Raw genomic sequence first — 25,141 nt, forward strand, 5'->3', positions numbered from 1 at the left:
GCTCCCGTTAGCGCCGAACGGCCCAATGTCGCCCGAACGTGCTAGCCGATCACCGTGCGTGCTTGGGCCGACCGGCCCAACGCTGGGGCAGGATGCACGTCGTGACGGACAGGACCGGGAAGCGCGGTGCGCGGTGGGCGGCGGCACTCGCGCTGGTGCTCGCGGCCGCGTGCTCCGCCCCGTCGACGGTGCCCGACGTGCCGCCCGTCCAGGACCCGCGCGACGTGCGGGGGGCCGACCCGTGCGCGCTGCCCGACGCCGCGGCACTGGCGGCGGCGGGCGTCGCCGCACCCGGGACGGCGTCGACCGGGCCCGAGGGCCCGCGCTGCGAGTGGCGGGGTGGGACGGGGCGCCTGCTCGCCGTCACCGTGTTCACCGGTGACGGCGGTCTGGGCACGCTGGCCGCGAACAGCGAGCCGACGACCACGCGGGTGCGCCTGGCCGGCTACCCGGCGCTGGAGACGTTCACGGGTGAGGGCGAGTTCTGCCAGTACGACGTGGGGGTGGCGGCCGACCAGGTGCTGCTCGTCGCGCTCGAGGGCGGCGAGCCGACTCCTGCAGTGCGCTGCAGTCGCTGCTGCCCCCGGTGCTCGCCGCCCTGCCCGGCTGACCCCCGCCCCGCTGATCCCCACGGGGCTGCGGGGGCGGATCCCCATGGGGCTCCCCGCGGGGTGCGGGCGGCACCCCGCTGACCGCGGGGGTTCCCCGGCCGCAGTCTTCTCGCAAGCCGGGACCGACCGGCACCCCCAGAGAGGACCGGAACCATGGCCAACGGCCCCAGCTTCAACTTCGCCCAGTTCGTCGTCCCCGTGAGCACCAACGACCAGGACGCGTCCGGCGGCGCCGGCGGCGACAGCGGCGACGCGAGCAACCTCGGCCTCGCCCTGGGCGACGGCGGAGCGGGCGGCGCGGGCACCGGCGGCGGCGCGAGCCAGTCCATCGACGACACGGGCACCGGCACCGGTGGTGGCGGCTTCGGCCTCGGCGAGGGCGGCGACTCCTTCCTGTCGCTGCTGGGCCTGGGCGGACCGGGCGTCGGCACCGGCGTCGGCGGCGCGGGCCTGGGGCTGGGCGCTGCGGGCAACGGCGCGGCCACGGGCGGCGCGGGCACTGGCGGCGCCGGCGGCGCGGGCCCGACCCTGGGCCAGGCGGCGGCGACCGGCGCGGGCGGCGCGGGCGGTGCCGGCGGCTCGAACGCCAACGCGCAGAACACCAGCACCACGGCCGACCTGAGCTTCGACAACGGCGCCTTCGGCGACAACGACGGCTTCGACAACGACGGCTACGTCGTCGACTCCTTCAACCAGGACAACGACGGCATCGACAACAGCGACGGCTACATCGTGAACTCGAACGTCGCGAACGGGAACGGCAACTCGATCGGCAACTCCACCGAGAACATCTCGATCCGGGACTCCTACAACGTCGACGAGAGCGTCACCCAGGTCCTCGACAACGTGGGCAACGACAACTCGGACAACTCGGTGAACGTCACCGACTCGTTCAACGACCAGTCGTTCGACCTGGACCTCGACATCGACGACGTCGTGGTCGGCGACAACAACGACACCGGCGACGACAACTCGGTCAACGACTCCGGCAACTTCGACCCGGACCTGCTCGACCTCGACCTGGAACTCGGCGACGTGCTGTCGGGCAACACGCTCGGCCTCGACGGCATCGTCCCCTGACCCCACCCGAGCCCGGCCCGGGCTCGCCGCCGGCCCCCACGGCGGCGGGCCCGGGCCGTACCCACCCCCGGAGGTGAACACCGTGCTCTCCCTGTCCTCGCTGATCGACTTCCTGCTCGGCCTGCTGCGCGACGAGGACGCGCAGGCGGAGTTCGCGCGCGACCCCCAGGGGGTGCTCGCCCGCCACGACCTCGCCGGCATCACCGCCCAGGACGTGCGCGACGTCCAGCCGATGCTGGCCGACTGCGACGGCGTCTCCCGCTCCGGCGGCGACGGCGGCGGTCACTACGGCGGCGGCGGTCACTACGGCGGCGGCGGCGGCCACTACGGCCGCGGCCTGTCCCACGACGACGACCCGGTCCGCGTCATCCACCACGTCACGCGGACCCACACCGTCGAGCGCGACGTCGTGCGCGAGCAGCACCACCACCACGACGGCGGCCCGACGACGGTCACGCAGAACATCGAGTACAAGCAGTACTCGACCGAGTTCCACTACACCGACAAAAGCGTGCACGTCGAAGAAGGCGGGACGTACGTCCGCGACTCCTTCAACCAGGACAACGACGGCATCGACAACAAGGGCGGCGTGATCGACGACAGCACCGTCGTCAACGGCGACGGGAACACCGCCGGGAACACCACCGAGACGACCGTCGTGCAGGACTCCTACAACGAGGACGCCAGCGAGACCGTGGTGGTCGTCGACTCCCTGAACGACCAGAGCGACAACTCGACCACCGTGACCGACAGCTTCGACGACTCGAGCACGACCGCGGTCGTGAACACCTACGCCGAGGGCGACTCCTACGCGGTCGTCCAGCCGGCCGACGCGCCCGCCGACGCGGAGCCCGTGCCCGACGCGGCCGGGGTCTGACCCGTCCGACACGCGCCCTCCCCCGTCCGGGGGAGGGCGCCGCCGCACGTGCGTGCGGTGTCCCAGACTGAGCCGCGTGGAGGATCCCGTGGAGCGTCCCCTGACGGTCAGGGCCGTCGACCTCGCCCTCGCGACGATCGCCCCGTACGGCCGTCCCGACCTCGAGGCGCGGCTGCACCAGGCCCGCGCCCGCCTGCTCGACGACCGCGTGCGCGTCCTCGTCGTCGGCGAGTTCAAGCAGGGCAAGAGCCTGCTGGTCAACGCGCTGCTCAGCGCGCCGGTCTGCCCGGTGTTCGACGACGTCGCCACGGCCGTCTCCACCGCGGTGTCCTACGCCGACGAGCCGGTGCTGACGCTGGTCCGCGCCCGTGAGCAGGGGCCCGACGGCCTCCCCGCGCAGGAGCGCACCCGCCGCACCGACATCCCGCTGCACGAGCTGTCCGGGGTCGTCGCCGGCTACGTCACCGAGGCGCGCAACCCGCAGAACGCGCAGGGTCTCACCGGCGTCGAGATCGGGATCCCGCGCACGATCCTGCAGGCCGGGCTGGAGGTCGTCGACACCCCCGGGGTGGGCGGGCTGACGTCGGTGCACGGCGCCGCGACGATGGCCGCGCTGCCCTCGGCCGACGCCGTCCTGCTCGTCTCCGACGCCTCGCAGGAGTACACCGCGCCCGAGCTGGAGTTCCTGCGCCAGGCGATCCGGCTGTGCCCCAACGTCGCCTGCGTGCTGACGAAGACCGACATGTACCCGGAGTGGCGGCGCATCGCCGAGCTCGACCGGCGCCACCTGCGCGAGGCGGGGATCGACGCCGAGCTGATCGCCGTGTCGTCGACGGTGCGGTGGCAGGCCGTCGTCACGGCCGACGCCGCGCTCAACGCCGAGTCCGGCTTCCCCGCGCTGGAGACCTACCTCGCGCAGCGGGTGCTCGGCCAGGCCGACCTGCTCGCGCGCCGCTCCACCGTGCACGACGTCGTGGCCGTCACCGACCAGCTGCGCGACGGGCTGCGCGCCGAGGAGTCCTCGCACCGCGACCCGAACGGCGTGCAGGAGCTGATCCGGTCGCTGCGCGCGGCGCAGGAGCGGGCGGCGGCGCTCAAGGAGCGGTCGGCGCGCTGGCAGCATACGCTGGGCGACGGCGTCGCCGACCTCAACGCCGACATCGACCACGACCTGCGCGACCGGATGCGCGAGATCACGCGCCTGGCCGAGGAGGAGATCGACGACGGCGGCGACCCGACCCGCAACTGGGACCAGCTCTCGGCGTGGATCCAGCAGCAGGTCGCGGCGGCGGCGTCGACGAACTTCCTGTGGGCCACGCAGCGCGCGCGGTTCCTCGCCGGGCAGGTCGCCGCGCACTTCGCCGAGGACCGCGAGGCGGTGCTCCCGGCGCTGCGCACCGAGGCGTCGGCGGCGGTCGGGGCGGCGCGCGAGATGCGCGTGCGCGACGGCGAGCCGTGGAACGTCGGGCAGCAGGCCCTGGCCGGGCTGCGCGGCGGCTACATCGGCGTGCTGATGTTCGGGCTGCTCGGCACGTTCGTCGGACTCTCGCTGATCAACCCGTTCTCGATCGGCGCCGGGCTGCTGCTGGGCGGCAAGACGATCAGCGACGAGCGGCGGCGGATCGTCAGCCGCCGCCAGGGCGAGGCGAAGACGGCCGTGCGCCGCTACGTCGACGACGTGACGTTCCAGGTGGGCAAGGACTCCCGCGACATGCTGCGCGACGTCCAGCGCGACCTGCGCGACCACTTCGGCGAGCTCGCCGAGCAGCTCAACACCTCGCTCAAGGACTCCCTCGCCACGGCCGAGCGGTCGGTGAAGACCACCGAGGGGGAGCGCACGCGCCGGCTCGCCGAGATCCCCGAGCAGATCGCGGCGCTGGAGCGGCTGCAGCAGCGGGTCCGCACGCTCGTGCCGGCGGCCGGCGAGCAGCAGGTCCCGGCGCCCGTCGCGGTGCCCGTGCCCGCGTCGTGACGGTGTCCCGGTGACGCGGGTCGTGGGCCGGACCCTCACCGACGCCGCGCGCGACCTGCTCCGCGATGCCGCGGAGGTCTACCGCGACGACGAGGGCACCGCGGGCTGGCTGCACCACCAGGTCGACCGGCTCGACGAACCGCTGCGCCTCGCCGTCGCGGGGAAGGTGAAGGCGGGCAAGTCGACGCTGCTCAACGCGCTGGTCGGGGAGCGGCTGGCGCCGGTCGACGCAGGGGAGTGCACGAAGGTCGTCACCTGGTACCGCGACGCGCCGCAGACGGGCGTGACGATGGTGGGCACCGACGGGTCGCTGCACGAGCTCCCGGTCGACCGGCGCGACGGCGCGCTGGTGATCGACCTCGGCGGCGCGTCGGCGGAGGACGTCGAGATGCTCGTCGTCGACTGGCCGTCGCAGAGCCTGCGGATCGCCACCCTGATCGACACGCCGGGGCTCGCATCGCTGTCGCACGAGGTGGGGCGCCGGACGCTGCGCTTCCTGCACCCCGACGACGAGCGGCCCACCGACGCCGACGCGGTGGTCTACCTGATGCGCCACCTGCACGCCGCCGACGCGGAGTTCCTGGAGGCGTTCCGCGGCCAGACCGTCGCGCAGACGGCGTCGGTGAACTCGCTCGCGGTGATCTCGCGGGCCGACGAGATCGGCGGCGGGCGGGTCGACGCGATGGTGTCGGCGCGGGCGATCGCCCGGCGCTACCGCTCCGAGCCGGCGCTGCGGGGGCTGGCGCAGGACGTCGTCGCCGTCGCCGGGCTGGTGGCCGAGACCGCCCGCACGCTGCACCAGACGGAGTTCACGGTGCTCGCCGCGCTCGCCCGCCAGCCCAAGGACGCCGTGGAGGCGTCGCTGCTCACCGTCGACCGGTTCGTGGCGTCGGACTCGCCGATCGCCCGCGCGGTGCCCGACCTCGTGCCGGCTCAGCGGGCGGCGCTGCTGCGGCGGTTCGGGGTGTTCGGGCTGCGCCTGTCGACGATGCTGATCCGCCAGGGCGTCGCCACCCCGGCCGCCCTGGCCGCCGACCTGGTGCAGCGCAGCGGATTGGGCGAGCTGCGCGACGCCCTCGACCGCCAGTTCGTGCAGCGCCGCGACGTCCTCAAGGCCCGGTCGGCGCTGCTCGCCGTGCACCAGGTGGTGCAGGACGACCCGGTGTCCGGCTCGCGGGCGCTGTCGGCGGAGCTGGAGCGACTGCTCACCGGGGCGCACGAGTTCACCGAGCTGCGGCTGCTGGCGGAGCTGCGGGCCGGGGCGGTGGCGCTGCCCGCCTCGCTGTCCGACGAGGGCGCGCGGCTGCTGGGCGCGGTCGGCGCCGGACCGGCTGCCCGTCTCGGCCTGCCCCCCGCCGCGGGCCCCCACGACCTGCACGCCGCGGCGCTCGACGCCCTCGCGCGCTGGCAGGAGCACGCGGAGAACCCGATGCTGGGCCGCGCGGTCACCGGGGTGTGCCGGACGGTGGTCCGGACCTGCGAGGGCCTGGTCGCCACCCTCCGCCCCTAGCCCGCCCCGCCCCCTGCCGCGCGAGTTCGCCCCCCTCCCGCGCGAGTTCGCCGCCCTGCTGCGCGAGTTGGCCGCCCTGCTGCGCGAGTTGGCCGCCCTGCTGCGCGAGTTCGCCGATCGGGCTCGCCGTCGTGGCCGAACGTGCCCGGGCGCGGACGAACATCTCGGCGTACCGGAGCGGCGAACTCGCCGGGGGGTTCGGCGAACTCGCCGGGGGATTCGGCGGACTCGCCGGGGGATTCGGCGGACTCGCCGGAGGTGGGGTCAGGAACCGTCGCCCAGGGCCGACTGCAGGAGGGCGAACAGCTCGCCCCGGCTCGCGACCCCGAGCCGCTGGCGCATCCGGGCCACGTAGTGCTCCACGGTCTTCGCCGAGATGAACAGGCGCTGGCCGATCTGCTTGTAGGTCAGGCCGGTGAGGATGAGGCGCCCGATCTCGCGCTCGCGCTCGGTCAGGGCGCCCGCGTCGGCCGGCGGGGCCGTCGTCGCCGGGTCCGGCGCGGGCGCCTCCCCGGGCTCGGCCGGCACCGGCCCGCCGCCCTGCAGCGCGCGGGCGACGGCGTGCAGGGCGTGCGCCGCGCGGCGGTCGGGGGTGGCCGCGGCGGCCCGGCCGGCGAGCTGCGCGGCCTCCCCGCCCAGCCCGACGGCCACCATCCGGCGCCCCGTCGCCACGATCCCCTCGACGTCCAGCGTCCCGTCGACGACGGACGCCCAGCCCCGTCCGGCCGCGGCCAGCACCCCGGCGTACGGCGACGAGGACGCCGTGGCGGCGAGGACGTCGACGAAGGGGCCCACGGCGTCGCCGGCGGCCACCGCCGCACGCAGCCGCCACCACGTCAGCGGGGCCGCCCACAGCGCGGGGCGGCCGAGGCGGTCGAGCACGGCGTCGAGGTCCTCCAGCGGGCCGTCGAGCCAGAACGACTCGCCGAGCTGCGCGGCGGCGACGGCCAGCTCGCCGAGCACCGGGAGCGTCGTGAGGTCGGCGGGATGGCGGACGACGGCCTCGCGCGCGCGGCCCCAGGCGGCGGCGAGCGCGGCCGGGTCCTCGCGACGGCGGGCGAGCCCGACCTCCAGCCCGGCGAGCAGCAGCGCGTCGCGGGGCTCGGGCGGCGGGTCCTGGCGCGCGACCCGCTCGACGAGCCCCGCCGGCGGGCCCAGCGTGCCGCGGGCCAGCAGGATCCCGGCCAGCAGCAGCCGGTGGCGCAGCGTCGCGACCCGCCCGCCGTGCCCGCCCTCGATCGCCCGCCGCAGCGTCGACTCGGCCACGGCGGGCTGCCCCGCCTGCACCGCGACGACCGCCGTGAGCGCGGCGGGCGTATCGGGAAGCAGCGTCGTGGCGGCCACCGGTTCGAGCATCGCCGTGGCCTGCGCGAGCCGCGACAGCGCGGCCGCCGACCCCGTGACCGCCCCGACCATCCCCGCGCCGAGCAGCCGCGCGGCCCCGTCGAGCAGGGTGTCGGCACCGCGCGCGGCGTCGGCGGCGGCCAGCAGCGCGCGGGCCTCGTCGAGCCGGCCGCTCACGACGAGCGCGGGCACCGCGAGCACCGCGCGGCCCGGCGGCAGCGCGCGCAGCAGCTCGGCGCCCCGTTCGGGCAGGCCGCGGTGGGCGAGCGCCGTGGCGGCCGCGACGACGGCGGCGGTGCGGTCGGGGGACTCCGGGCACGCGAGCACGTCGTCGGCGACCTGCAGGGCCTCCCCGATCCGCCCGGCCAGCACGAGCGCGTGCGCGCGCCGCCCCGCGACGTCGAGCCGCGGGTGCCCGGCGTCGACGGCGGCCTCCAGCAGCTCGGCCGACAGCGCGGGGGACCGGGTGAGCGCCTCGTCGGCCGCGGTGCGCAGGACGGTGGCGATGTGCGTGCCGCTCGCGCCGGTGCCCAGCAGCCGCTGGCCGGCGGCGAGCACGGAGCCGCCGCGGGCGAGCTCGATGCCGGCCAGGCGGCGGTGCAGGTCGCGGGTGCGCAGGACCGGGGTCAGCCGCAGGAACAGCGTGCGGATCAGCGGGATCAGCTCGCCCGCCTCGGTGAGCAGCCCGGTCGCGCGGGCGGCCTCGACGGCGTCCTCCAGCTCCGGCCCGGGGAGCTCGAGGACCGGGGCGAGGACGTCGCTGTCGAGCGTGGCGCCGTGGGCCATCGCGGTCAGCAGCGCCTGCACGGCGGGCGGCAGGGCGTCGACGCGGTGGCGCAGCCGCTCGGCCAGCGACACCGACACGGTGATCCGCTCCGGCGCGTGGAAGCGGGCGGTGACGCGGCCGGAGTCGACGAGGCCCTGCGTGACGAGGTCGACGAGCGCGGGCAGCCCGCCGGACTGGCGGTGCACCAGCTCGGCCATGCCGTCCGGCGGGGCTGCGCCGAGGCGCTCGGCGAGCCGGTCGGCGACCGCGGCGGCGTCGAGGTGCCCCACGATGGCGACGACCCGCCGCGCACCCACCCCGGCGCACAGCGCGGCGAGCGCGTCCGGGCGCGGCCACGGGCGGTGGGCCAGCACGAGGCGCCCGCGCAGCGCGTGGTCGCGCAGGGCGTCGAGGCGCCCGTCGTCGAGCCGGTGGGCGTCGTCGACGAGGACGGCGCAGGAGTCGTCGAGCGCGGGGAGTGCGGTGGTGGGGTCGACGCGCAGCACCCGCACGCCGGCCGCCGTCCAGAGCTGCGCGAGCGCGTCGAGGAGCAGGGTCTTGCCGGTCCCGCCGGGCCCGCCGACGGTGGCGACGAGGGGGTCGTGCGGGCGCTCGGACACCAGCCGCGCGAGGGCCGCCCCGCCCGGCGGCACGACGGGGCCGTCCCGGACGGGCCGCGTCATCGTCACGGCGGAGCCCATGCCCCACCTTCGGCGATCGGCGGCCGCTCATGACAGCCGGGACGCGGATCATGCCGGGTCGGGTGGCGTGCGCGCACCGACCGTCACGAGGTGACGAGCAGCCCGTCCCGAACGGCCCAGTGGCGGGTGGTGCGGACCGAGTCGAGCATCCGGCGGTCGTGCGTCACGAGGAGCACGGTGCCGCCGAAGCCGTCGAGGGCCTGCTCGAGCTGCTCGATGGCGGGCAGGTCGAGGTGGTTGGTCGGCTCGTCGAGCACGAGCAGGTTGACCTCCCGCGCCTGCAGCAGCGCCAGCGCCGCCCGCGTGCGCTCGCCGGGAGACAGCGAGGCGGCCGGGCGCGGCGCGTGGTCGCCGGTGAGCCCGAACTTCGCGAGCAGCGTGCGGACGTCGGACTCGGCCCAGTCGGGCACCGCGTCGCCGAACGCCCGGGCGAGCGGCTGGGGGCCGAGGAACAGCCCGCGCGCCTGGTCGATCTCCCCGACGCGGACGCCGGACCCGAGGCCCGCCGAGCCCTCGTCGACCGGGATGCGCCCGAGCAGCGCGCCGATCAGCGTGGTCTTGCCCGCGCCGTTGGCCCCGGTGATGACGACGCGGTCGGCCCAGTCGACCTGCGCGTCGATCGGCCCGAGCGTGAACGACCCGCGCCGGACGACCGCCCCCGTCATCGACGCGACGACCGTGCCCGAGCGCGGCGCCGCGGCGATCGTCATGCGCAGCTCCCACTCCTTGCGGGGCTCCTCGACGACGTCGAGCCGGTCGATCATCTTCTGCGTCTGCCGGGCCTTCGCGGCCTGCTTCTCGCTGGTCTCGGCGCGCTTGTTCCGGCCGATCTTGTCGTTGTCGGTGGACTTCCGGCGGGCGTTGCGGACGCCCTGGGCCATCCAGTTGCGCTGCATCTGGGCGCGGTCCTTGAGCGAGCCGAGCCTGTCGTCGTACTCCTCGTAGGCCTCGCGGGCGTGCCGGCGGGCCACCTCCCGCTCGGCGAGGTAGCTGTCGTAGCCGCCGTCGTAGACGCCGACCTGCTGCTGCGCGAGGTCGAGCTCCACGACCCGGGTGACGGTGCGGGCGAGGAACTCGCGGTCGTGGCTGACGATGACGGCCGGCGCCCGCAGCCCCTGCACGAACCTCTCCAGGCGCTCCAGGCCGTCGAGGTCGAGGTCGTTGGTGGGCTCGTCGAGCAGCAGCACGTCGTAGCGGGAGAGCAGCAGCGCGGCGAGCCCGGCGCGGGCGGCCTGACCGCCCGACAGCGCCGTCATCGGCGCCTCCAGGTCGACACCCAGCCCCACCTCCGCGGCGACCTCGCCCGCGCGCTCCTCCAGGTCGGCCCCGCCGAGGGCGAGCCAGCGGTCGAGCGCGGTGGCGTAGGTGTCGTCGGCGCCGGGGGCGCCCTCACCGAGCGCCTCGGCGGCCGCGTCCATCGCCGCCTGCGCCGCCGCGACGCCGGTGCGCCGGGCCAGGAACGCGGCCACGGTCTCGCCGGGGCGGCGGTCGGGCTCCTGCGGGAGGTGCCCGACCGTCGCGTCGGGCGGGCTGAGCGACACGCGCCCGCCCTCGGGGTCGAGCTCGCCCGCGAGCAGGCGCAGCAGCGTGGACTTGCCGGCGCCGTTGGCCCCGACGAGCCCGACGACGTCGCCGGGGGCGACGACGAGGTCGAGCCCGGAGAACAGCACGCGGGCGCCGTGGCCGGCGGCGAGGTCGGTGGCCTGCAGGGTGGCGCTCATGTCGCGGGAAACGCTACCCGCCGGGCCGCGGCCGCTACCCGGTCCCCTCGGGCACCGCCGGGTCGGCGGAGCCCTCCTGCTGCGGGGCCGGGGCGACGGGCGCCGGCTCGGGCACCGGTTCCGGAGCGGGCGCGGGAGCCGGCTCGGCGGGTGCGGGTGCCGGTTCCACCGGGGCGGGCTCGACGGGGACCGGAGCCGGTTCCGGGGCAGGAGCGGGTGCCGGTTCCACCGGGGGCGCGGGGGCCGGTGCGGGGGCGACCGGGGCCGGGGCGGGCGCGGGCAGCGCGCACGCGGTCACGGTGTCGGCCGGGTCGGCGTCGCAGGTGCCGCCGTCGGCCTGGCCGTCGAGGACGTCGGCCCCCGCCCCGCCGGTCAGCTCGTCGATCCCCGCGCCGCCGAGGAGCCGGTCGGCGCCCGGGCCGCCGGTGAGCCGGTCCGGGCCGTCGCCGCCGAGCAGCACGTCGTCGCCGCCCGCGCCGTCGAGCACGTCGGCGCCGCCCCCGCCGACGAGGCAGTCACCGGCGCCGGAACCGGTGACGACGTCGTCGCCGGCGGTGCCCTGCACGAGGAACGGCCCCGGTGCGCCCGGGCGGTCCTCGGCCGCGACGAACCGCGGCCGGTCGGGCGTCAGCACCACGGTCTCGACGTACGTGCCGGGGCACTCCGCGGGGGGCGCGGGTGGGGCCACGGTCCGCGCCGCGACCGGAGCGGGTGCGGCCACCGTCGCCGACTGGGCGCCGACCAGGCCGCTGGTCGTGATCGACACGGTGCCCAGCACCCGGTCGGTGAAGCCGCCCACGGCCCGGACGGTGATCGGGGCGCGCTCGGAGCGGCCGGTCACCAGGAGGCCGCCGACCGTCACCGTGACCGGCACGACGGTCGTCGTCCCGGGTGCGACGGTCGTGACGACGGTGCGGGCCACCCCGTCGAGCAGCGAGCAGTAGGGCACGGCGGGCTGGCTGCCGAGCGCGATCGTCAGCGAGCCGACGAGCGTGCCGTCGGACCACGTCGTGCCGTTGCGGGTGCACGACGTGGAGGTCGCCCCCGAGGGGAGCTGCAGCTGCACGGTGGCGGGCACCGTGCCGCGGTAGTCGATCGTCAGGTTGACCGTGCGGGTGGTGCTCGACGCGCGCAGGCCCGTGTAGGTCAGCGCCACCGGCGTGCTCCGCCCGCCGAGGACGACGGTGGCGGTGCGCGCCGTCCCGCCGCCCCCCTTGTCGGAGTCGGAGAACGCCGCCAGGGTGCCGTTGCCGAACACGAGTGCGGCACCCGTGGCGGTGATCGCCAGGACCAGCACTACGGCGAGTGCCGTTTTCCGTCGCATGATCGGGCCCCCTCACCCCGGATCAGGACTGGGTCAGCGTGTAATTCGAACTCAGCGTGACGCGGTCACCCTGCACCTTGTTGTTCTCCGTTCCGGAGAGGTTCGGCAGTTCGAACTTGAGGACGTACTCGCCGGTCGCGCCGGCGCCCAGCGGGATCTGGCCGAACCCGGTCTCGGCGAACTTCGCCAGCGTCACCGGCGGCGTCGCCGCGGCGACGCCCGGCCCGCTGAGGATCGAGATGGTGAGCTGGTTCTGGAGGTCGCCGCCGGGCGCGCAGGCTCCCTGCGCCTTGCCCTCGGCCTCGGCCTCCGGCTCGGTGCAGGTCACGTCCGTGCCCGTGAGCTGGAGCGTGCTGGCCAGCGTGCCGGGGATGCTCCCGGTGTTGGTGAGGGCGATGGTCGAGGTCGAGGTGTACCCGGGCGCGATGTTCTCCCCCGTGAACAGCGTGACGCCGCCGGAGCCGCCGACAGTGAGGTCCAGCGTGCCCGCCTTCAGCGTGCCGCCGGGCCCGGTCTCGGTGTCGCTGAACGCGGCGTAGGTGCCGGCGCCGATCGCGGCGGCGGCGAGTGCCACGGCCGCGATGCCGATTCCGAGTCTGACCTTCTTGTTCTGCAGTGCGGTCATTGCGACCATTCATCAGGGGCCCGCGCGATATCGCGCGCCGAGATCACCGATCGGGTGGAGAAACGGTGCGGATCCGACGCTCCCGGGTCGGTGCGCGCACGATTGCGCGATGGTCGCGAGACGTGCGTGGAGTGCTCTGCTGGCCCTGTTCGTCGTCGCCGCGGTGGCGCTCGCGCTCGCCGTGGCCGCCGTGCCCGCGGTGGCCGGGGCCAGCACGCTGACGGTGCTGTCGGGGAGCATGGAGCCGACGCTGCCGGTGGGCTCGGTGGTCGTCGTCCGTCCGCGGCCGGCCGGGGAGGTCGGTGTCGGCGACGTCGTCACGTTCCTGGCCCGCGACCCCGGCTCCGCGGAGACCCGCGTCGTCACCCACCGGGTCGTCGAGGTGCTCGACGGGCCCGCGTTCCGCACCCGCGGCGACGCCAACCCCGACCCGGACCCGGGCGTCGTCGCGGCGGCCGACCTGCGCGGCGTCGAGTGGTACGTGGTGCCGTGGGTCGGCGGGGCGATGGCGGCCCTGCGCACGCCCGTCGGCCTGCTGGTCGGGGGCGGGGTGCTGCTGCTCCTGCTCGGGGCCGGCCTGCTGCTGCCCGCGGCCCGCCCCCGCGCGGACGACCGAGGGGCCAGGATGGCGCCGTGACGTACGAGCTGATGCCCGAGGACTGGACCCGCGCGCTCGCCGTGGTGGCCCACCCGGACGACCTGGAGTACGGCGGGGCCGCGGCCGTCGCGCGGTGGACGTCGCAGGGCAAGCAGGTGACGTACCTGCTGGTCACGCGCGGGGAGGCGGGGATCGACACGCTGCCGCCCGCGGAGTGCGGGCCGCTCCGGGAGGCCGAGCAGCGGGCCGCGGCCGCCGCGGTGGGCGTCGACGTCGTGGAGTTCCTGGACCACCCCGACGGGCTGGTCGAGTACGGGGTGCCGCTGCGCCGCGACATCGCCACCGCGATCCGCCGGCACCGCCCCGAGCTCGTCGTCACCGGCAACTTCCGCGACACCTGGCCCGGCGACGTCGGACTCAACATGGCCGACCACACCGCCACCGGCCGGGCGGTCCTCGACGCGGTCCGCGACGCCGGCAACCGGTGGCTGTTCCCCGAGGTCGGCGAGCCGTGGAGCGGCGTGCGGTGGGTGGCGGCCGCGGCGTCGCCGCGCAACAGCCACGCCGTCGACGTCGACGGGTACTTCGAGCGCGGCGTCGCCTCCCTGGCCGCGCACCGCGCCTACCTCGCCGCGCTCGGCGGCGACATGGCCGACCCCGAGGGGTTCCTGCGCCCGATGGCCGAGGCCGACGGCGCGCGGCTGCCGGGCGCTCGGCTCGCCACGGCGTTCGAGCTGATCGCGATGTGAGACGGGGGTTGACTCCGTCCGCCCCGCCGTGTGGGCTCGGACCGTGTTCTCCCGCCGTCGACACGTCGACCTCTGCCGCACGCAGGCCGCGCTCTGTCGGTGACGCCCCGGCGTCCGTGACGCCGCCCGCACCGCAGATCCGAGACACCCACCCCTACTTCCCAGGGCCTGTCCGGCGTGCCCGCACGTCCGGACCGGACCCGGACGGAGACCCCTGTGACCAGCACCGAGACCCGTGACGACGCCCTGCGCGCCGTCATCGCCGCCACCGAGGCGGCCGTCACCGACAGCCCCGACAGGGCGCTCGCCCTGTTCCGCACCACCGGCACCGGCGGGGCGGGCGTCGTGTCCGACATCCGCGCCGGGCGCCACGACCTCGTCGTCGACGAGCCGCCCGCGCTGGGCGGCCAGGACGCCGCGCCCAACCCCGTCGAGTACGCCCTGGCGGCGCTGCTGTCCTGCCAGGTCGTGACCTACCGCTTCTGGGCGGCGAAGCTCGGCATCCCGCTCGACGACGTGTCGGCCACGATCGAGGGCGACCTCGACGTCCGCGGCTTCTTCGGCTTCGACGACGCCGTGCGCCCCGGCTTCGGGGAGGTCCGGGTCGTCGTCGACCTGCAGGGCCCGGCGCCGCGCGAGCGCTACGAGGAGCTGCGCGCCGCCGTCGACGAGCACTGCCCGGTGCTCGACCTGTTCAGCCGGCCCACGCCGGTGACGACGCGCCTGGCCGACTGACCCCGGGTACGCCGACGGCGGGCGACCCCGGGTAGGGGTGCCCGCCGTCGTGAACCCTCGCCGCGGGGATCAGCCCGCGAGACGGGGGTAGTCGGTGTAGCCCTGGGCGCCGCCGCCGTAGAAGGTCGACGGGTCGGGCTCGGTGAGCTCGGCGCCGCGGGTCCAGCGCGTCACGAGGTCGGGGTTGGCGATGAACGGGCGCCCGACCGCGACGGCGTCGGCGACGCCGTCGGCCACGATGCGCTCGACCGCGTCCCGCTCGCTGTCGGCGGCGAACCCGGTGTTGAGCACGAGCACGCCCGGCCAGACCGCCCGCAGCTTGCCGACCACCGGGTCGTCGGCCGGGGCCACCAGGTGCACGTAGGCGAGGCCGATCTCCGCGAGCTGCGCGACGAGGGTCTCGTAGACCGACACGTCGTCCTCGGTGATGTCGTTGTAGGGGTTCGCGGGGGAGAGCCGGATGCCGACGCGGTCGGCGCCGACCGCGTCGGCCGCGGCCTTCGCGACCTCCACGACGAACCGGGCGCGGTTCTCCGCCGGGCCGCCGTAGGCGTCGGTGCGGTCGTTGACGCCGTCGGCGAGGAACTGGTGCAGCAGGTAGCCGTTGGCGGCGTGCAGCTCGACCCCGTCGACGCCGGCACGGACCGCGCGGCGGGCGGCGTCGGCGAACTCCGCGGCCACGCCGGGCAGCTCGTCGGTGGCGAGCGCGCGGGGCGCGGAGTACGCCTGCAGGCCCTCGGTCGTGACGATCTCGCCCCGCGCGGTGGTGGCCGTGCAGGACACCGGGGTGGCGCCGCCGATCGTGCCGGTGTGGGAGATGCGGCCGGCGTGCATGAGCTGGACGACGAGCGTGCCGCCCTCGGCGTGCACGGCGTCGGCGACGCGCGCCCAGCCGGCCTCGTTCGCGTCGGTGACGACCCCGGCGGTGTTCGGGTAGCCCTGGCCGACAGCGGAGGGCTGGCTGCCCTCGGTGATGACGACGCCGGCTCCCGCCCGCTGGCCGTAGTACTCGACGGAGAGGTCGTTGGGGGTGCCGTCGGCGTCGGCCCGGTTGCGCGTCATCGGCGCCATCCACACGCGGTTCGCGGCGCGCAGGGCGCCGGCGGTGACCGGCTGGAGGAGGGGGCTCTCGGGCATGAGCGGCGTCTGTGTCACGTGGAGCTGGAACACCGCGGGCCGCCGTCGGCCTTCCCGCCCGGCGCGTGCCGATCATCACGCGTCCCTAGGGTGAGGGGGTGCACTCCTCGACGGCGATGGCCCGCGTGCTCGTCGACGAGCTCGTGCGCGGCGGCGTCACCGACGCGGTGTTCTGCCCCGGCTCGCGCAACGCCCCGCTCGCGTTCGCGCTGCACGACGCGGCCGCGGCGGGCCGCCTGCGGCTGCACGTCCGGATCGACGAGCGCACGGCCGGGTTCCTCGCGCTGGGCCTCGCGCTGCGGTCGGGGCGGGCGGTGCCGGTGTGCACGACGTCGGGCACGGCCGTCGCGAACCTGCACCCCGCCGTGCTGGAGGCGGCGTACTCGGGGGTGCGGCTCGTCGCCCTCACCGCCGACCGGCCGCCGCAGCTCGTCGGCACCGGCGCGAGCCAGACCGTCGTGCAGGACGGTGTCCTCGGGCTGCCGACCACCACGGTGTCGGCGGCGGGGGGCAACGCGCACTGGCGCTCGGTGGTGGCGCGGGTCCTGGCGACCCGCGGCCCCGCCCACCTCAACGCCCCGTTCGACGAGCCGCTGACGCCGTCGGAGCCCGGCTTCGCGCCCGGACGCGACGGTGGTGCGCCCTGGACCGCGCTCGCCCCGCTCGCCCGCACCGCCGGGCCGCTGCCGCTCGACCCGTCCGCGCCGACGCTGGTCGTCGCCGGTGCGGGGGCGCCGCCGCTGGCCGGCGTCGCCGCGCCCGTCGTCGCGGAGCCGTCGTCGGGGGAGTGGGCGCAGGGGCTGCGGGCCGGGCCGTGGCTGCTCGACGACCCGGCGCTGCGGCCCGCGCAGGTGGTCGTGGCCGGCCGTCCGACGCTGCACCGCGGCGTGGCCCGGCTGCTCGCCGACCCGGCCGTCGCCGTCTACGCGCTCGACGGCGACGGGCCCTGGACCGACGTGCCCGGCACGGTCCGCGCGGTCGGGTCGCTGCCCCCGCTCACCCCGCCCGACGGCTGGCTGGAGCGCTGGCGCGCGGCCGACCGCGCGGCGTCGGAGGCGCTGGACGCCGCCCTGCCCGACGCCCCCGGCGGGCTGCGGCTGGCCCGCTCGCTGGTGGCCGCACTGCCGCCGTCGTCGGCGCTGGTGCTGGGCTCGTCGAACCCGGTCCGCGACGTCGCGCTCGCGGCCGTGCCCCGTCCCGACCTGACCGTGCTGTCCAACCGGGGCGTCGCCGGGATCGACGGGACGGTGTCTACGGCGGTCGGGGTCGCGCTCGCCCACGACGGCCCGGCCTTCGCGCTGATGGGCGACCTGACGTTCCTGCACGACACCACCGGCCTGCTCATCGGCCCTGGCGAGCCCCGCCCAGACCTGACGGTCGTGGTGCTCAACGACGGCGGCGGCGGGATCTTCGGGCTGCTGGAGCAGGGGGCGCAGGAGCACTCGGCGGCGTTCGAGCGGATGTTCGGCACGCCGCAGGAGGTGTCGCTGGAGCAGCTGTGCGGGGCGTTCGGGATCGCGCACGCGGTGTCCGGGGTCGACCTCGCGCCGCTGCCCCCGCCGCCGGGGCTGCGGGTGGTGGAGGTCCGGGCCGACCGCTCGGGCCTGCGGTCCGGGCACGCGGCGCTGCGCGAGCGGGTGTCACGCGGGCGGTAGTCCGCCGCGCCTGCGCAGGACGTGGGCGGCGGTGAGGGCGACGGCCCGGTCGTCGTCACGGCTCAGCGCGGCGAGGGCTCGCCCGGCGGTGGCGCCGGGGACGTCGGCGAGGGCCTGCACGATCCGACCGCGGGCAGCGGGGGCGGCGTCGACGCGGGCGGCGAGGGCGGTGGCGATGCGGTCGGCCGTCGCGGGGTCGGCGGCCAGGGCGGTGAGCGCGTCGGCGGCGTCGGCGTCGTGCACGTCGTCGACGACCATGGCGACCAGCGTCGGCACGGCCTCGGCCACGCCGCGGGTGCCGAGCGCCAGTGCCGCGCGCTCGCGGACCGCGGCGTCGGTGTGGGTGAGGGCGCCGCGGAGCAGGGCGGTCGCCGCGTCGCCCGGGACGGCGGCGAGGGAGCGGACGGCGCGGTTGCGGACATCGGCATCCTCCGAGTTCATGGGTTCCTGCAGGAGCGCCGGGCCGGCGTCGCCCGCGCGCGCCAGTGCCCAGCGCAGGGCCCCGGCGACGTGCGGGTCGTCCTCGGTCAGCGCGGCCTCGACCAGGGCGTCCACGGGTACGGGCTCCGGCGACAGCGCCGCGGTCTGGCGGCGGCCGGCGCTGTCGGAGCCCAGGTCCTGCAGCAGGGCGACGACCTGCAGGACGTCCTCCCAGCCCTCGGGTCCGGCGGCGCCGATGCGGCGGAGGCGGTCGAGCAGCTCGGTCTCGGCGGCGATGCGCTCGCGCGTGCGGGCGACGAGGTCGTCGACGAGCCGGGCCGGCGCGAAGCCGGGATCGTCCAGCGCCCGCCCGACCTCGCGCAGCGACAGCCCCAGCGACCGGAGGCTCTCGACGTGGAAGATCCGCCGGATGTCGTCGACGGAGTACTCGCGGTAGCCGGCCCCGGTGCGGCCCGTCGGCCGCACCAGGCCCAGCGACTCGTAGTGGCGGAGCATGCGGGCGCTGACGCCCGACCGCCGCGCCACCTCCCCGATCAGCACGGGCCGAGCGCGACCACGCGCCTCGCCTCCTCGATCGCGAAGCCCGCCTCGGGGTCGCGCTTCAGCTGCTCGGTGGCGTGGGCGTGGGCTCGGACGTCCGGGTCGGGATGGTGGCTCGCTGCTCCGAGGTCGGCGTCGAGGGCGACCAGGGCGCGGCTCAGGCTGCGTTGGGTGTCGCGGGGGCCGCGGGCGAGTTGGGTGATCAGCACGGTCGTCAACTCGTTCCTCTCCTCCTGCGGTACGAGCACCACCGCGGCCCGCCAGGCGCTGCGGGCCACCTCGTCGTCCGGGTCCGTCAGGAGTTCCCGGGTGATGGCGGGCCAGGCGGTTCTGTCGCCGATCTTGGACAGGGTGTGGAGGGCTTGGCTCCTGGCCTGTGGGTTCTTCTCCAGCTCGTTCACCAGCCTCGGGACGGTCGTCTGTGCGGGGTGGCGGGTGAGGGCCCAGGTGAGCACTTCTCTCACCTGGAAGTCCTTCTCCGTCGCGCACCTGTCGATGAGGGCGTCGACGTCGCTCGGGTTCGGTGTCGTGCCCATGTCCATCGCTGTTCTCAGGCGGATCTTCTCGTTCGGGTGCTTCAGTCCTTCCATGGTTGCAGTGAAGGGGTTGTCACTGTGTCAGGGTCAAGGTTCTTTCTCCTTGTGGTGCTGTGGGCGCGAAGGACGTGGTACCGGGTCGATCGCCGTCGTGGTCCTGATGGCCTCCGGATCCGGGCACAGAACGGTTCCTGTTCTCATTGCTGGGACTATTCTGTGGTCCTGTTTTCCCTGCTCAAGCACTGTTCATCGAACACATGTTCTAGTAGAATTTAGCCATGGCACCGGGTCCACATCTCGCTGATGCGCTCGACGAGCTGGCCTCCGCTGTCGCCACCGGATCCGAGACCGAGCTCCTCGCGTTGTTGAGCCTGTGCGAGGGCGTTGTCCGTCGCGTGGATGCGATCTCCACTTCTGCCATCGCCGCGCTCGACGACCAGGGCGCTTTCCTCACCCGCGGCTATCGGTCTGCCGCCCGTGCCCTCTCGGATCTGCTGTCGTGGGACTACGTCGAGGCCCGGCGTCGTGCAGCCGTGGCTGCCGATGTCCACGCCCGGACCACGCTCGACGGGACCCCTCTGCCCGCTCGCCTGCCGTCCGCTGCGGCCGCGTTCGGTGCGGGTGACATCGCGCTGCGGCACGTCGAGGTGATCGGACGGATCCTGTCCACCGACGCCGCCTTCCGGCTCTCGCCGGAGCAGTGGGCCGGGGTCGAAGCCCAACTCGCCGTGGACGCCGGCCGCCTCAACCCCTCCGAGCTCCAGACCCTGGGCACCGCGCTGGTCGCGCTGCTCGACCAGGACGGCGCCGAACCCGACGACCACACCCCGGCACCGGTCAACGAACTGCGCCTCACCCGCCACGCCTGCGGCGGGTCGATCAAGGGCCGGTTCGAGGACCCCGCCCTCTACGACGCCATCGCCGCGGTTCTCGACGCCAAGTCCGTCCCGCTGACCGCGGACGACGACCGCCCTGCTGCCCAGCGGCAGGCCGAGGCCCTGGCCGACATCTGCGGGTACGTCCTCGACCACGGCGACCTCCCCGACACCGGCGGCCGCCGCCCCCTGCTGACCGTGATCGTCCGACTCGAGGACCTGGAGCACCGCGCCCGGTCGGCCATGCTCGAGTTCGGCGGCACGCTGACGCCCGCCGCGCTGCGCACCCTGGCCTGCGACGCCGGCGTCATCCCGGTCGTGATGAACGGCGCCGGACAACCCCTCGACATCGGCCGCGCCACCCGCACCATCCCCGACGGCCTCCGACGCGCGGTCACCGCGCGGGACCGCGGCTGCGCCCACCCCGGCTGCGACCGACCCCCCTCCTGGTCCGAGATCCACCACATCCACCACTGGGAACACGGCGGACCCACCAGGCTCGACAACCTGGTGATGCTCTGCAAGGCCCACCACCGCCAGCTCCACCACACCGACTGGCAAGTCCGCATCCGCGACGGCCTCCCCGAGTTCCTGCCCCCGAAGTGGATCGACCCGCACCAGACACCGCGCCGCAAGGCCCTCGCCCACCTCGCAGCGGCCTGAACCCGGCTCATGATCACCAAGAATGGTGCCAGGCGGTCACCGGTGACCGCCTCACACCACTCCTGGCGATCATGACGCCCGCGCGCCCCGAACCCGGCCCACTCCGCCCTGCCCCAGGCCGCTCGCCCTGCCCCGCCCGGCGCCCGCCCCGCCCTGCCCCGCCCTGAACCCGCCGATCAAGAGCAGATGGTCGCTAGTGGATCACCCACCACGACCATCTCCCCCTCGATCACCGCACGGGGGCCGACGGCGGGGCAGCGTCCGGCTGAGTGCCTCGCTCAGGCCGCGGGCTCGCCCGGGACGTCGCTCGTCGCCGCGGGTGAGGCCGTCGGGCTCGGCTCGACCACCGGCTCCTCGACCACCGGCTCGGGATCGCGCGCGGGCGGCTCGGGCTGGGGCTCGGGCTGGGGCGCGGGCGGTTCGGGCGCGGGCGCGACGGCCGGCGGCTCGGACTCGACCTGCGGCGCCGGGGCGACGAGCGCGGGCGCCGGGGCGGCGGGAGCCGGAGCGGGCGGGGCCGCCGGGGCCACCGAGGGTGCCGCCGTGACCGGAGGGGCGCTGCACGCCGTCGCCTTCTCGGCCGGGAGGACGTCGCAGATCGCACCGCCGGGGCCGCCGTCGAAGACGTCCTGGCCGTCGCCGCCGCGGAGGTCGTCGCCGCCGGGACCGCCGAGCAGGGTGTCGGCGCCGGCACCGCCGGTGAGGAGGTCGGCGCCCGCTCCGCCGACCAGCACGTCGTCGCCGTCGCCGCCGGTGAGGGAGTCGTCGCCCGCCCCGCCGACGATGCAGTCGCCGCCGGTGGAGCCGACGATCGTGTCGGCACCGGAGGTGCCGAGGACCACGAAGGGGCCTGCGCCGCGACCGCGGCTCGCGATGGCGTCCCACGTCCGGTCGGCCGGGTCCAGGGCGATGACGTCGACGAAGTCGGTCGCGACCATCCCCGCGGCGACGCACTCCGCGGGCAGTGCCACACCGGTTCCGGCAGGAGCCTTGCGCGCCGACCCGGCCGGATCGGCCGGGCTCAGCGGCGCCGCTGCTCCGCCGGGCGGCGCGAGCGGCACGGAGACCGGGCCGGGCGCAGGGCCCGGCGGCAGGTCGGCGGCGGCGGCGGTGGCGATGCGGAGGTGGCCGTCGGCGCGGTCGGTGAATCCGCCCTCGGCGTGCACGGTGGCGACGTCGGTGTGGTCGAGTCCGGCCGACGCCGCCGCGGCGCCCGCGGCGAGGGTCAGCGTCACCGGGACGCGGACGGGCGCCCCCGCGTTCGGCTGCGCCGTGCCGAGCGGCACCACGCGGCCGTCGTAGAGCGAGCAGTAGCTCTCGGCCGGCGCGCTGCCGAACCGGAGCGTCACCGCCATCCCGGTCTTCGCGACCCACACGCCCGCGCGCTGCTCGCAGAACGGGGACGTGGCCGCGGGGGTGAGCGACAGGCCGATGGCGGCGGCGACGGTGCCCTCGTAGGCGACCGCCAGCTCGACCGTCTGGGGCACGCCCGGCCGGAGGTCGGTGTAGCCGAGCTCGGGGCCGCCGTCGTCGCCCCCGCCGAGCGTGACCCGCGCGGCGCCGATGGTGCTCGGCGAACTGGAGAACGTCGACGAGAACGACGCCAGCGTGCCGTCGGAGGAGAAGGCCGCGACGAGTGCCGCACCACCCACCGCCACGATGCTCGCGATGGCCACGGCGACCGTACGTGCCTGCACATTTCCCCCGGTGGAGCTGCGACCGCCGCGACCGTGCCCGGTCGTCGGGGGTCTTCGGACTGCCTCGTGGGTCACCGCCGGAGGCGGCACACCCCGTTCGTGCGTGGGTCGAGCCCTGTCGACACGAGAAGGGCGGAGGCCGGCTGTGCCGGCCCGCCGCCCGTCCCGCCGTCGATCAGGGGGTGCGCTGGGTCATCAGGAACGACGACGTGATGGTGACCGAGTCACCCTGCGCGTTGTTGTTGTCCGGCCGGTCCGGGAAGGTGAAGCGGAACGTGCAGACGACCGACTGGCCGGCATCGATCTGCGCGTTGAACCCGGTGGTGAGGATGTCGACCGTGCGGTCGGTGAACAGCGAGGGCGTCCCGGGGCAGCTGCCCGACACGAGCAGCTGCTCGTCGAGGTTGCCGCCGGCGTTCTCCGAGACCACGCCGTTGCCGGTGACGGTGCCGTTGATCGACCCCGTGTTCGTCAGCGTGAAGACCAGCGGACCCGAGTCGTACCCGGGCGCGATGTTGGAGGCGCTGAACAGCTGGAGGGTCCCGGCCGGGTTCGAGGTGACGTCGAGGTCGAGCGTGCCGGCGGCCAGCGTCCCGCCGGGGCCCGCCTCGGTGTCGCTGAACGCGGCGTAGGTGCCCGCACCGAGGGCGACGGCCGCGGCCGCGACGGCGGCGACGCCGATGCCCGCGGCGAGCTTCGTGTTCTTCTGCAGGATCGACACGGGATCTCCTGGGATCAGGGGTGGCTCAGCGGACCGATCAGCTGGTGGGGGCCTGGTTCAGGGTGAACGAGGATCCGACGACCACCGACTGGCCCTGGGCGGTGTTGTTCACCGCTGCGTCCAGGTTGCGGAACTCGAAGTTGAAGGTGCAGGTCAGCGACTCCTGGTCGCCGACGTCAATGCCGCTGAACCCCGCCGACGCGGCCGGGAGCTGGGAGAGCGGGAGCGCCGGGAAGGCGCCGATCCCGCGGTCGCACGAGCCGGTCACCTGGATCTGCTCCGCGAGCTGCTGTCCGCCGGTGACCGTGAACGTGCCGGACAGGACGCCGTCGATCGAACCCGTGTTCTCCACGATGAAGGTCCGCGGACCGGAGGTGTAGCCGGGTGCGATGTTGGAGGCGCTGAAGAGGGTGGTCGTGCCGCTCGGGTTGGTCGTCACGTCCAGGCTCAGCGTGCCGGCGGCCAGCGTGCCGCCGGGGCCCTCTGCGGTGTCGGTGAACGCGGCGTAGGTGCCGGCCCCGAGGGCGACGGCGGCGGCTGCGACGGCGGCGACGCCGATGCCGGCGGCGAGCTTCTTGTTCTTCTGCAGGATGGACATGGGATCTCCGGGGATCGCGAGCAGGTCAACGATCCGACGGACCGCGGTGGTGGGAACTGTGTCGATCCGGCTCGATCCGCGCATACCTCACCTGAGGTATCTCCGGGCCGACCGACGAACGGGACGGTGGACCAGCTGCGCCGGCCCACCGTCCCGTTCGGCTGGTCGGTCAGTCGGCCTGGGTCTCACCGTTGGCCTGGGTCAGCGTGAGGTTCGAGGTGACGACGACGGACTCGCCCTGGGCGGCGTTGTTCGCCGTTCCGGGAAGGTTCTTGAACTCGAACTCGAAGGTGCACGTGGCGGTGTCGCCACCGTTCAGCGCCACGCCGTTGCCGAGGAACTGACCGGCCGGCCCGGCCAGCGAGGCCACGGTGCTGCCCGGCGGAACCGTCAGACCGCCGGGGCAGCCGCCCGTCACGCTGATCTGGTCGTCCAGGTCCGGCCCACCGGTGACGCTGAGGGTGCCGGTCAGCACGCCGTCGATGTTGCCGGTGTTCGCGATGGTGATCGACCGCACGCCCGACTTGTAACCCGGTGCGATGTTGCTGGCGTAGAAGATCTCCGTCACGCCGGCGGGGTTCGAGGTGACGCTCAGGTTCAGCGTGCCGGCGGCCAGCGTGCCGCCGGGGCCGGTGGCCGTGTCGCTGAACGACGCGTAGGTGCCGGCGCCCAGGGCGAGGGCGGCGGCCGCGACGGCGGCGACGCCGATGCCGGCGGCGAGCTTCTTGTTCTTCTGCAGGACGGACACGGGTTCTCCTCGGATCGCGGGGTGGCGGGGCGGTCCTGGAGGACCGCGTTGGGGAGAACCCTGGCCACAGCGAGCGATCGGGGCATACCTCAACGTGAGTATTCGAGGCGGCGGACCGCGTACCCCATCCGGGGTATGACAGCGTGGTCCCGCGCACGCGACGGTGGAGCCTCGCGTGCTCGACCGAGGGGGATCATGGCCGGCGAACCGGTGACCGAACGCATTCCGGTCGTGCGGGCGACCCCGATCCCGATCCCGAGGCCGAGCCGGGCGCCCGAGCCGGAGCCGGCCGCGCACCCGGTGCGCCGGATCATGGGGTGGGCCGCGGGCACCGCGCTCGTCCTCGTCGTCGCGCTGGCCGTCGCCGTCGCGATCGTCCCGGCCATCGGCGGGGCGACCCCGCTGACCGTCCTGTCCGGGAGCATGGAGCCCGCCCTGCCGGTGGGGTCGACGGTGGTCGTGCAGCCCCGGCCCGCCTCCGAGATCGCGGTCGGGGACGTCATCACGTTCACCGACCGCAGCACCGAGAGCGACGAGACGCGGATCGTCACCCACCGCGTGATGGAGGTGCAGCCGGGCCCGGCGTTCGTGACGCAGGGCGACGCGAACAACGCGCCCGATCCCGGTCTGGTCCAGGCGGCGGACGTGCGCGGCGTGCAGTGGTACCACGTGCCGTACGTCGGCCTGCTCAGAGAACGTCTCTTCACGCCGCCCGGCATGTACTTCGCCGCGGCGGTCCTGCTCCTCATCATCGCTGCGTACCTGCTGGTTCCACGCACGGTGACGGTTCCGCCGGACGCGCGCCGCCGCCGGTGACCCGGTCCACGGAACGAACCAACGCGTAACAGCACTCGGTCCAGTCCCGAAGACGCAGATGGAGCTCCCCAGCACCCGGCACGTCCCCCTGAGTGGCGTCG

At 75.4% G+C, this 25,141-nt stretch carries 23 protein-coding genes; 12 read left to right on the plus strand and 11 right to left on the minus strand.

The features are described from left to right. The first annotated feature begins 101 nt into the window (after window positions 1-101). The 5 genes from HOP40_RS11420 to HOP40_RS11440 all read left to right on the plus strand — a co-directional run bounded on the left by HOP40_RS11420 (window position 102) and on the right by HOP40_RS11440 (window position 6,050). Window positions 102-692 (plus strand): DUF3558 family protein, encoded by a 591-nt coding sequence (locus tag HOP40_RS11420; RefSeq protein ID WP_172157508.1) that lies wholly within the window; start codon window positions 102-104, stop codon window positions 690-692. 72 nt (window positions 693-764) lie between these two features. Next, complete coding sequence (locus tag HOP40_RS11425) at window positions 765-1,691, plus strand: hypothetical protein (protein ID WP_172157510.1); 927 nt, start codon at window positions 765-767, stop codon at window positions 1,689-1,691. 82 nt (window positions 1,692-1,773) lie between these two features. Beyond that, entirely contained in the window at window positions 1,774-2,568 is a 795-nt protein-coding gene (locus tag HOP40_RS11430; protein WP_172157512.1) for an IniB N-terminal domain-containing protein, read from the plus strand. A gap of 88 nt (window positions 2,569-2,656) precedes the next feature. Beyond that, window positions 2,657-4,540, plus strand: coding sequence for a dynamin family protein (locus tag HOP40_RS11435; RefSeq protein WP_205347159.1), 1,884 nt, complete (start codon window positions 2,657-2,659; stop codon window positions 4,538-4,540). A gap of 10 nt (window positions 4,541-4,550) precedes the next feature. Further along, window positions 4,551-6,050, plus strand: a complete 1,500-nt coding sequence (locus tag HOP40_RS11440; RefSeq protein WP_240157627.1) for a dynamin family protein — start codon at window positions 4,551-4,553, stop codon at window positions 6,048-6,050. Between the two features lie 264 nt (window positions 6,051-6,314). Here HOP40_RS11440 and HOP40_RS11445 read toward each other — a convergent pair whose 3' ends face one another. The 4 genes from HOP40_RS11445 to HOP40_RS11460 all read right to left on the minus strand — a co-directional run bounded on the left by HOP40_RS11445 (window position 6,315) and on the right by HOP40_RS11460 (window position 12,531). Beyond that, window positions 6,315-8,861: a helix-turn-helix transcriptional regulator gene (locus tag HOP40_RS11445; protein ID WP_172157514.1), complete on the minus strand. Its 2,547-nt coding sequence runs from the start codon at window positions 8,859-8,861 to the stop codon at window positions 6,315-6,317. 83 nt (window positions 8,862-8,944) lie between these two features. Then, entirely contained in the window at window positions 8,945-10,582 is a 1,638-nt protein-coding gene (locus tag HOP40_RS11450) for an ABC-F family ATP-binding cassette domain-containing protein (RefSeq protein ID WP_172157516.1), read from the minus strand. 34 nt (window positions 10,583-10,616) lie between these two features. Next, entirely contained in the window at window positions 10,617-11,879 is a 1,263-nt protein-coding gene (locus HOP40_RS36390) for a calcium-binding protein (RefSeq protein ID WP_275691349.1), read from the minus strand. A 49-nt stretch (window positions 11,880-11,928) separates the two neighbouring features. Beyond that, on the minus strand, window positions 11,929-12,531 hold the full coding sequence (locus HOP40_RS11460; protein ID WP_172157518.1) for a TasA family protein: 603 nt from the start codon (window positions 12,529-12,531) through the stop codon (window positions 11,929-11,931). 109 nt (window positions 12,532-12,640) lie between these two features. Between HOP40_RS11460 and HOP40_RS11465 the strand changes: the two genes are divergently transcribed. The 4 genes from HOP40_RS11465 to HOP40_RS11475 all read left to right on the plus strand — a co-directional run bounded on the left by HOP40_RS11465 (window position 12,641) and on the right by HOP40_RS11475 (window position 14,613). Further along, complete coding sequence (locus HOP40_RS11465; protein WP_172157520.1) at window positions 12,641-13,168, plus strand: signal peptidase I; 528 nt, start codon at window positions 12,641-12,643, stop codon at window positions 13,166-13,168. Window positions 13,169-13,179: 11 nt separating this feature from the next. Further along, window positions 13,180-13,878, plus strand: a complete 699-nt coding sequence (locus HOP40_RS11470; RefSeq protein WP_172168231.1) for a PIG-L deacetylase family protein — start codon at window positions 13,180-13,182, stop codon at window positions 13,876-13,878. 43 nt (window positions 13,879-13,921) lie between these two features. Continuing rightward, window positions 13,922-13,981, plus strand: coding sequence for a putative leader peptide (locus HOP40_RS36770; protein WP_420821817.1), 60 nt, complete (start codon window positions 13,922-13,924; stop codon window positions 13,979-13,981). 113 nt (window positions 13,982-14,094) lie between these two features. Continuing rightward, complete coding sequence (locus tag HOP40_RS11475) at window positions 14,095-14,613, plus strand: OsmC family protein (protein ID WP_172157522.1); 519 nt, start codon at window positions 14,095-14,097, stop codon at window positions 14,611-14,613. A gap of 69 nt (window positions 14,614-14,682) precedes the next feature. On the opposite strand, the gene HOP40_RS11480 is transcribed toward HOP40_RS11475, so the two are convergent. Further along, window positions 14,683-15,750: an alkene reductase gene (locus tag HOP40_RS11480; RefSeq protein ID WP_172157524.1), complete on the minus strand. Its 1,068-nt coding sequence runs from the start codon at window positions 15,748-15,750 to the stop codon at window positions 14,683-14,685. A 98-nt stretch (window positions 15,751-15,848) separates the two neighbouring features. On the opposite strand from HOP40_RS11480, the gene menD reads away from it, so the two are divergent. Continuing rightward, window positions 15,849-17,405, plus strand: coding sequence for a 2-succinyl-5-enolpyruvyl-6-hydroxy-3-cyclohexene-1-carboxylic-acid synthase (gene menD / locus HOP40_RS11485; protein WP_172157526.1), 1,557 nt, complete (start codon window positions 15,849-15,851; stop codon window positions 17,403-17,405). Here the strand turns inward: menD and HOP40_RS11490 are convergent. Both HOP40_RS11490 and HOP40_RS11495 read right to left on the minus strand, forming a co-directional pair. Continuing rightward, on the minus strand, window positions 17,391-18,386 hold the full coding sequence (locus tag HOP40_RS11490; RefSeq protein ID WP_172157528.1) for a MerR family transcriptional regulator: 996 nt from the start codon (window positions 18,384-18,386) through the stop codon (window positions 17,391-17,393). The two genes, menD and HOP40_RS11490, sit on opposite strands and share 15 nt — an antisense overlap. Continuing rightward, window positions 18,380-18,976, minus strand: a complete 597-nt coding sequence (locus HOP40_RS11495; RefSeq protein ID WP_172157530.1) for a HEAT repeat domain-containing protein — start codon at window positions 18,974-18,976, stop codon at window positions 18,380-18,382. Before HOP40_RS11495 ends, HOP40_RS11490 begins: the two co-directional genes overlap by 7 nt. Window positions 18,977-19,200: 224 nt before the next feature. Here HOP40_RS11495 and HOP40_RS11500 point away from each other — a divergent pair, with 224 nt between their 5' ends. After that, window positions 19,201-20,460 carry an HNH endonuclease signature motif containing protein gene (locus HOP40_RS11500; protein ID WP_172157532.1) on the plus strand — a complete coding sequence of 420 codons (1,260 nt, stop codon included), beginning with the start codon at window positions 19,201-19,203 and terminating at the stop codon, window positions 20,458-20,460. A 278-nt stretch (window positions 20,461-20,738) separates the two neighbouring features. Here HOP40_RS11500 and HOP40_RS35435 read toward each other — a convergent pair whose 3' ends face one another. The 4 genes from HOP40_RS35435 to HOP40_RS11520 form a co-directional block, all read right to left on the minus strand. Further along, window positions 20,739-22,136, minus strand: coding sequence for a calcium-binding protein (locus HOP40_RS35435; protein WP_205347161.1), 1,398 nt, complete (start codon window positions 22,134-22,136; stop codon window positions 20,739-20,741). Window positions 22,137-22,332: 196 nt separating this feature from the next. After that, window positions 22,333-22,878, minus strand: coding sequence for a TasA family protein (locus HOP40_RS11510; RefSeq protein ID WP_172157534.1), 546 nt, complete (start codon window positions 22,876-22,878; stop codon window positions 22,333-22,335). A gap of 37 nt (window positions 22,879-22,915) precedes the next feature. Beyond that, window positions 22,916-23,476 (minus strand): TasA family protein, encoded by a 561-nt coding sequence (locus HOP40_RS11515; RefSeq protein WP_172157536.1) that lies wholly within the window; start codon window positions 23,474-23,476, stop codon window positions 22,916-22,918. Window positions 23,477-23,645: 169 nt separating this feature from the next. Further along, window positions 23,646-24,224: a TasA family protein gene (locus HOP40_RS11520; RefSeq protein ID WP_172157538.1), complete on the minus strand. Its 579-nt coding sequence runs from the start codon at window positions 24,222-24,224 to the stop codon at window positions 23,646-23,648. Window positions 24,225-24,434: 210 nt separating this feature from the next. Between HOP40_RS11520 and HOP40_RS11525 the strand changes: the two genes are divergently transcribed. Further along, entirely contained in the window at window positions 24,435-25,040 is a 606-nt protein-coding gene (locus tag HOP40_RS11525; RefSeq protein WP_172157540.1) for a signal peptidase I, read from the plus strand. Window positions 25,041-25,141: the final 101 nt, after the last annotated feature.

It is taken from the genome of Pseudonocardia broussonetiae, from assembly GCF_013155125.1.
In the GTDB taxonomy this organism is placed as follows: Bacteria; Actinomycetota; Actinomycetes; order Mycobacteriales; family Pseudonocardiaceae; genus Pseudonocardia; species Pseudonocardia broussonetiae.

Bases quoted from the DNA above. Each gene is read 5' to 3' on its own strand.
- HOP40_RS11465 (WP_172157520.1), top strand. From the start codon at position 12,641: ATGGTCGCGAGACGTGCGTGGAGTGCTCTGCTGGCCCTGTTCGTCGTC.
- HOP40_RS11450 (WP_172157516.1), bottom strand. From the start codon at position 10,582: ATGAGCGCCACCCTGCAGGCCACCGACCTCGCCGCCGGCCACGGCGCC.
- HOP40_RS11500 (WP_172157532.1), top strand. From the start codon at position 19,201: ATGGCACCGGGTCCACATCTCGCTGATGCGCTCGACGAGCTGGCCTCC.
- HOP40_RS11480 (WP_172157524.1), bottom strand. From the start codon at position 15,750: ATGCCCGAGAGCCCCCTCCTCCAGCCGGTCACCGCCGGCGCCCTGCGC.
- HOP40_RS11515 (WP_172157536.1), bottom strand. From the start codon at position 23,476: ATGTCCATCCTGCAGAAGAACAAGAAGCTCGCCGCCGGCATCGGCGTC.
- HOP40_RS11495 (WP_172157530.1), bottom strand. From the start codon at position 18,976: ATGGAAGGACTGAAGCACCCGAACGAGAAGATCCGCCTGAGAACAGCG.
- HOP40_RS11445 (WP_172157514.1), bottom strand. From the start codon at position 8,861: ATGGGCTCCGCCGTGACGATGACGCGGCCCGTCCGGGACGGCCCCGTC.
- HOP40_RS11460 (WP_172157518.1), bottom strand. From the start codon at position 12,531: ATGACCGCACTGCAGAACAAGAAGGTCAGACTCGGAATCGGCATCGCG.
- HOP40_RS11470 (WP_172168231.1), top strand. From the start codon at position 13,180: ATGCCCGAGGACTGGACCCGCGCGCTCGCCGTGGTGGCCCACCCGGAC.
- HOP40_RS11425 (WP_172157510.1), top strand. From the start codon at position 765: ATGGCCAACGGCCCCAGCTTCAACTTCGCCCAGTTCGTCGTCCCCGTG.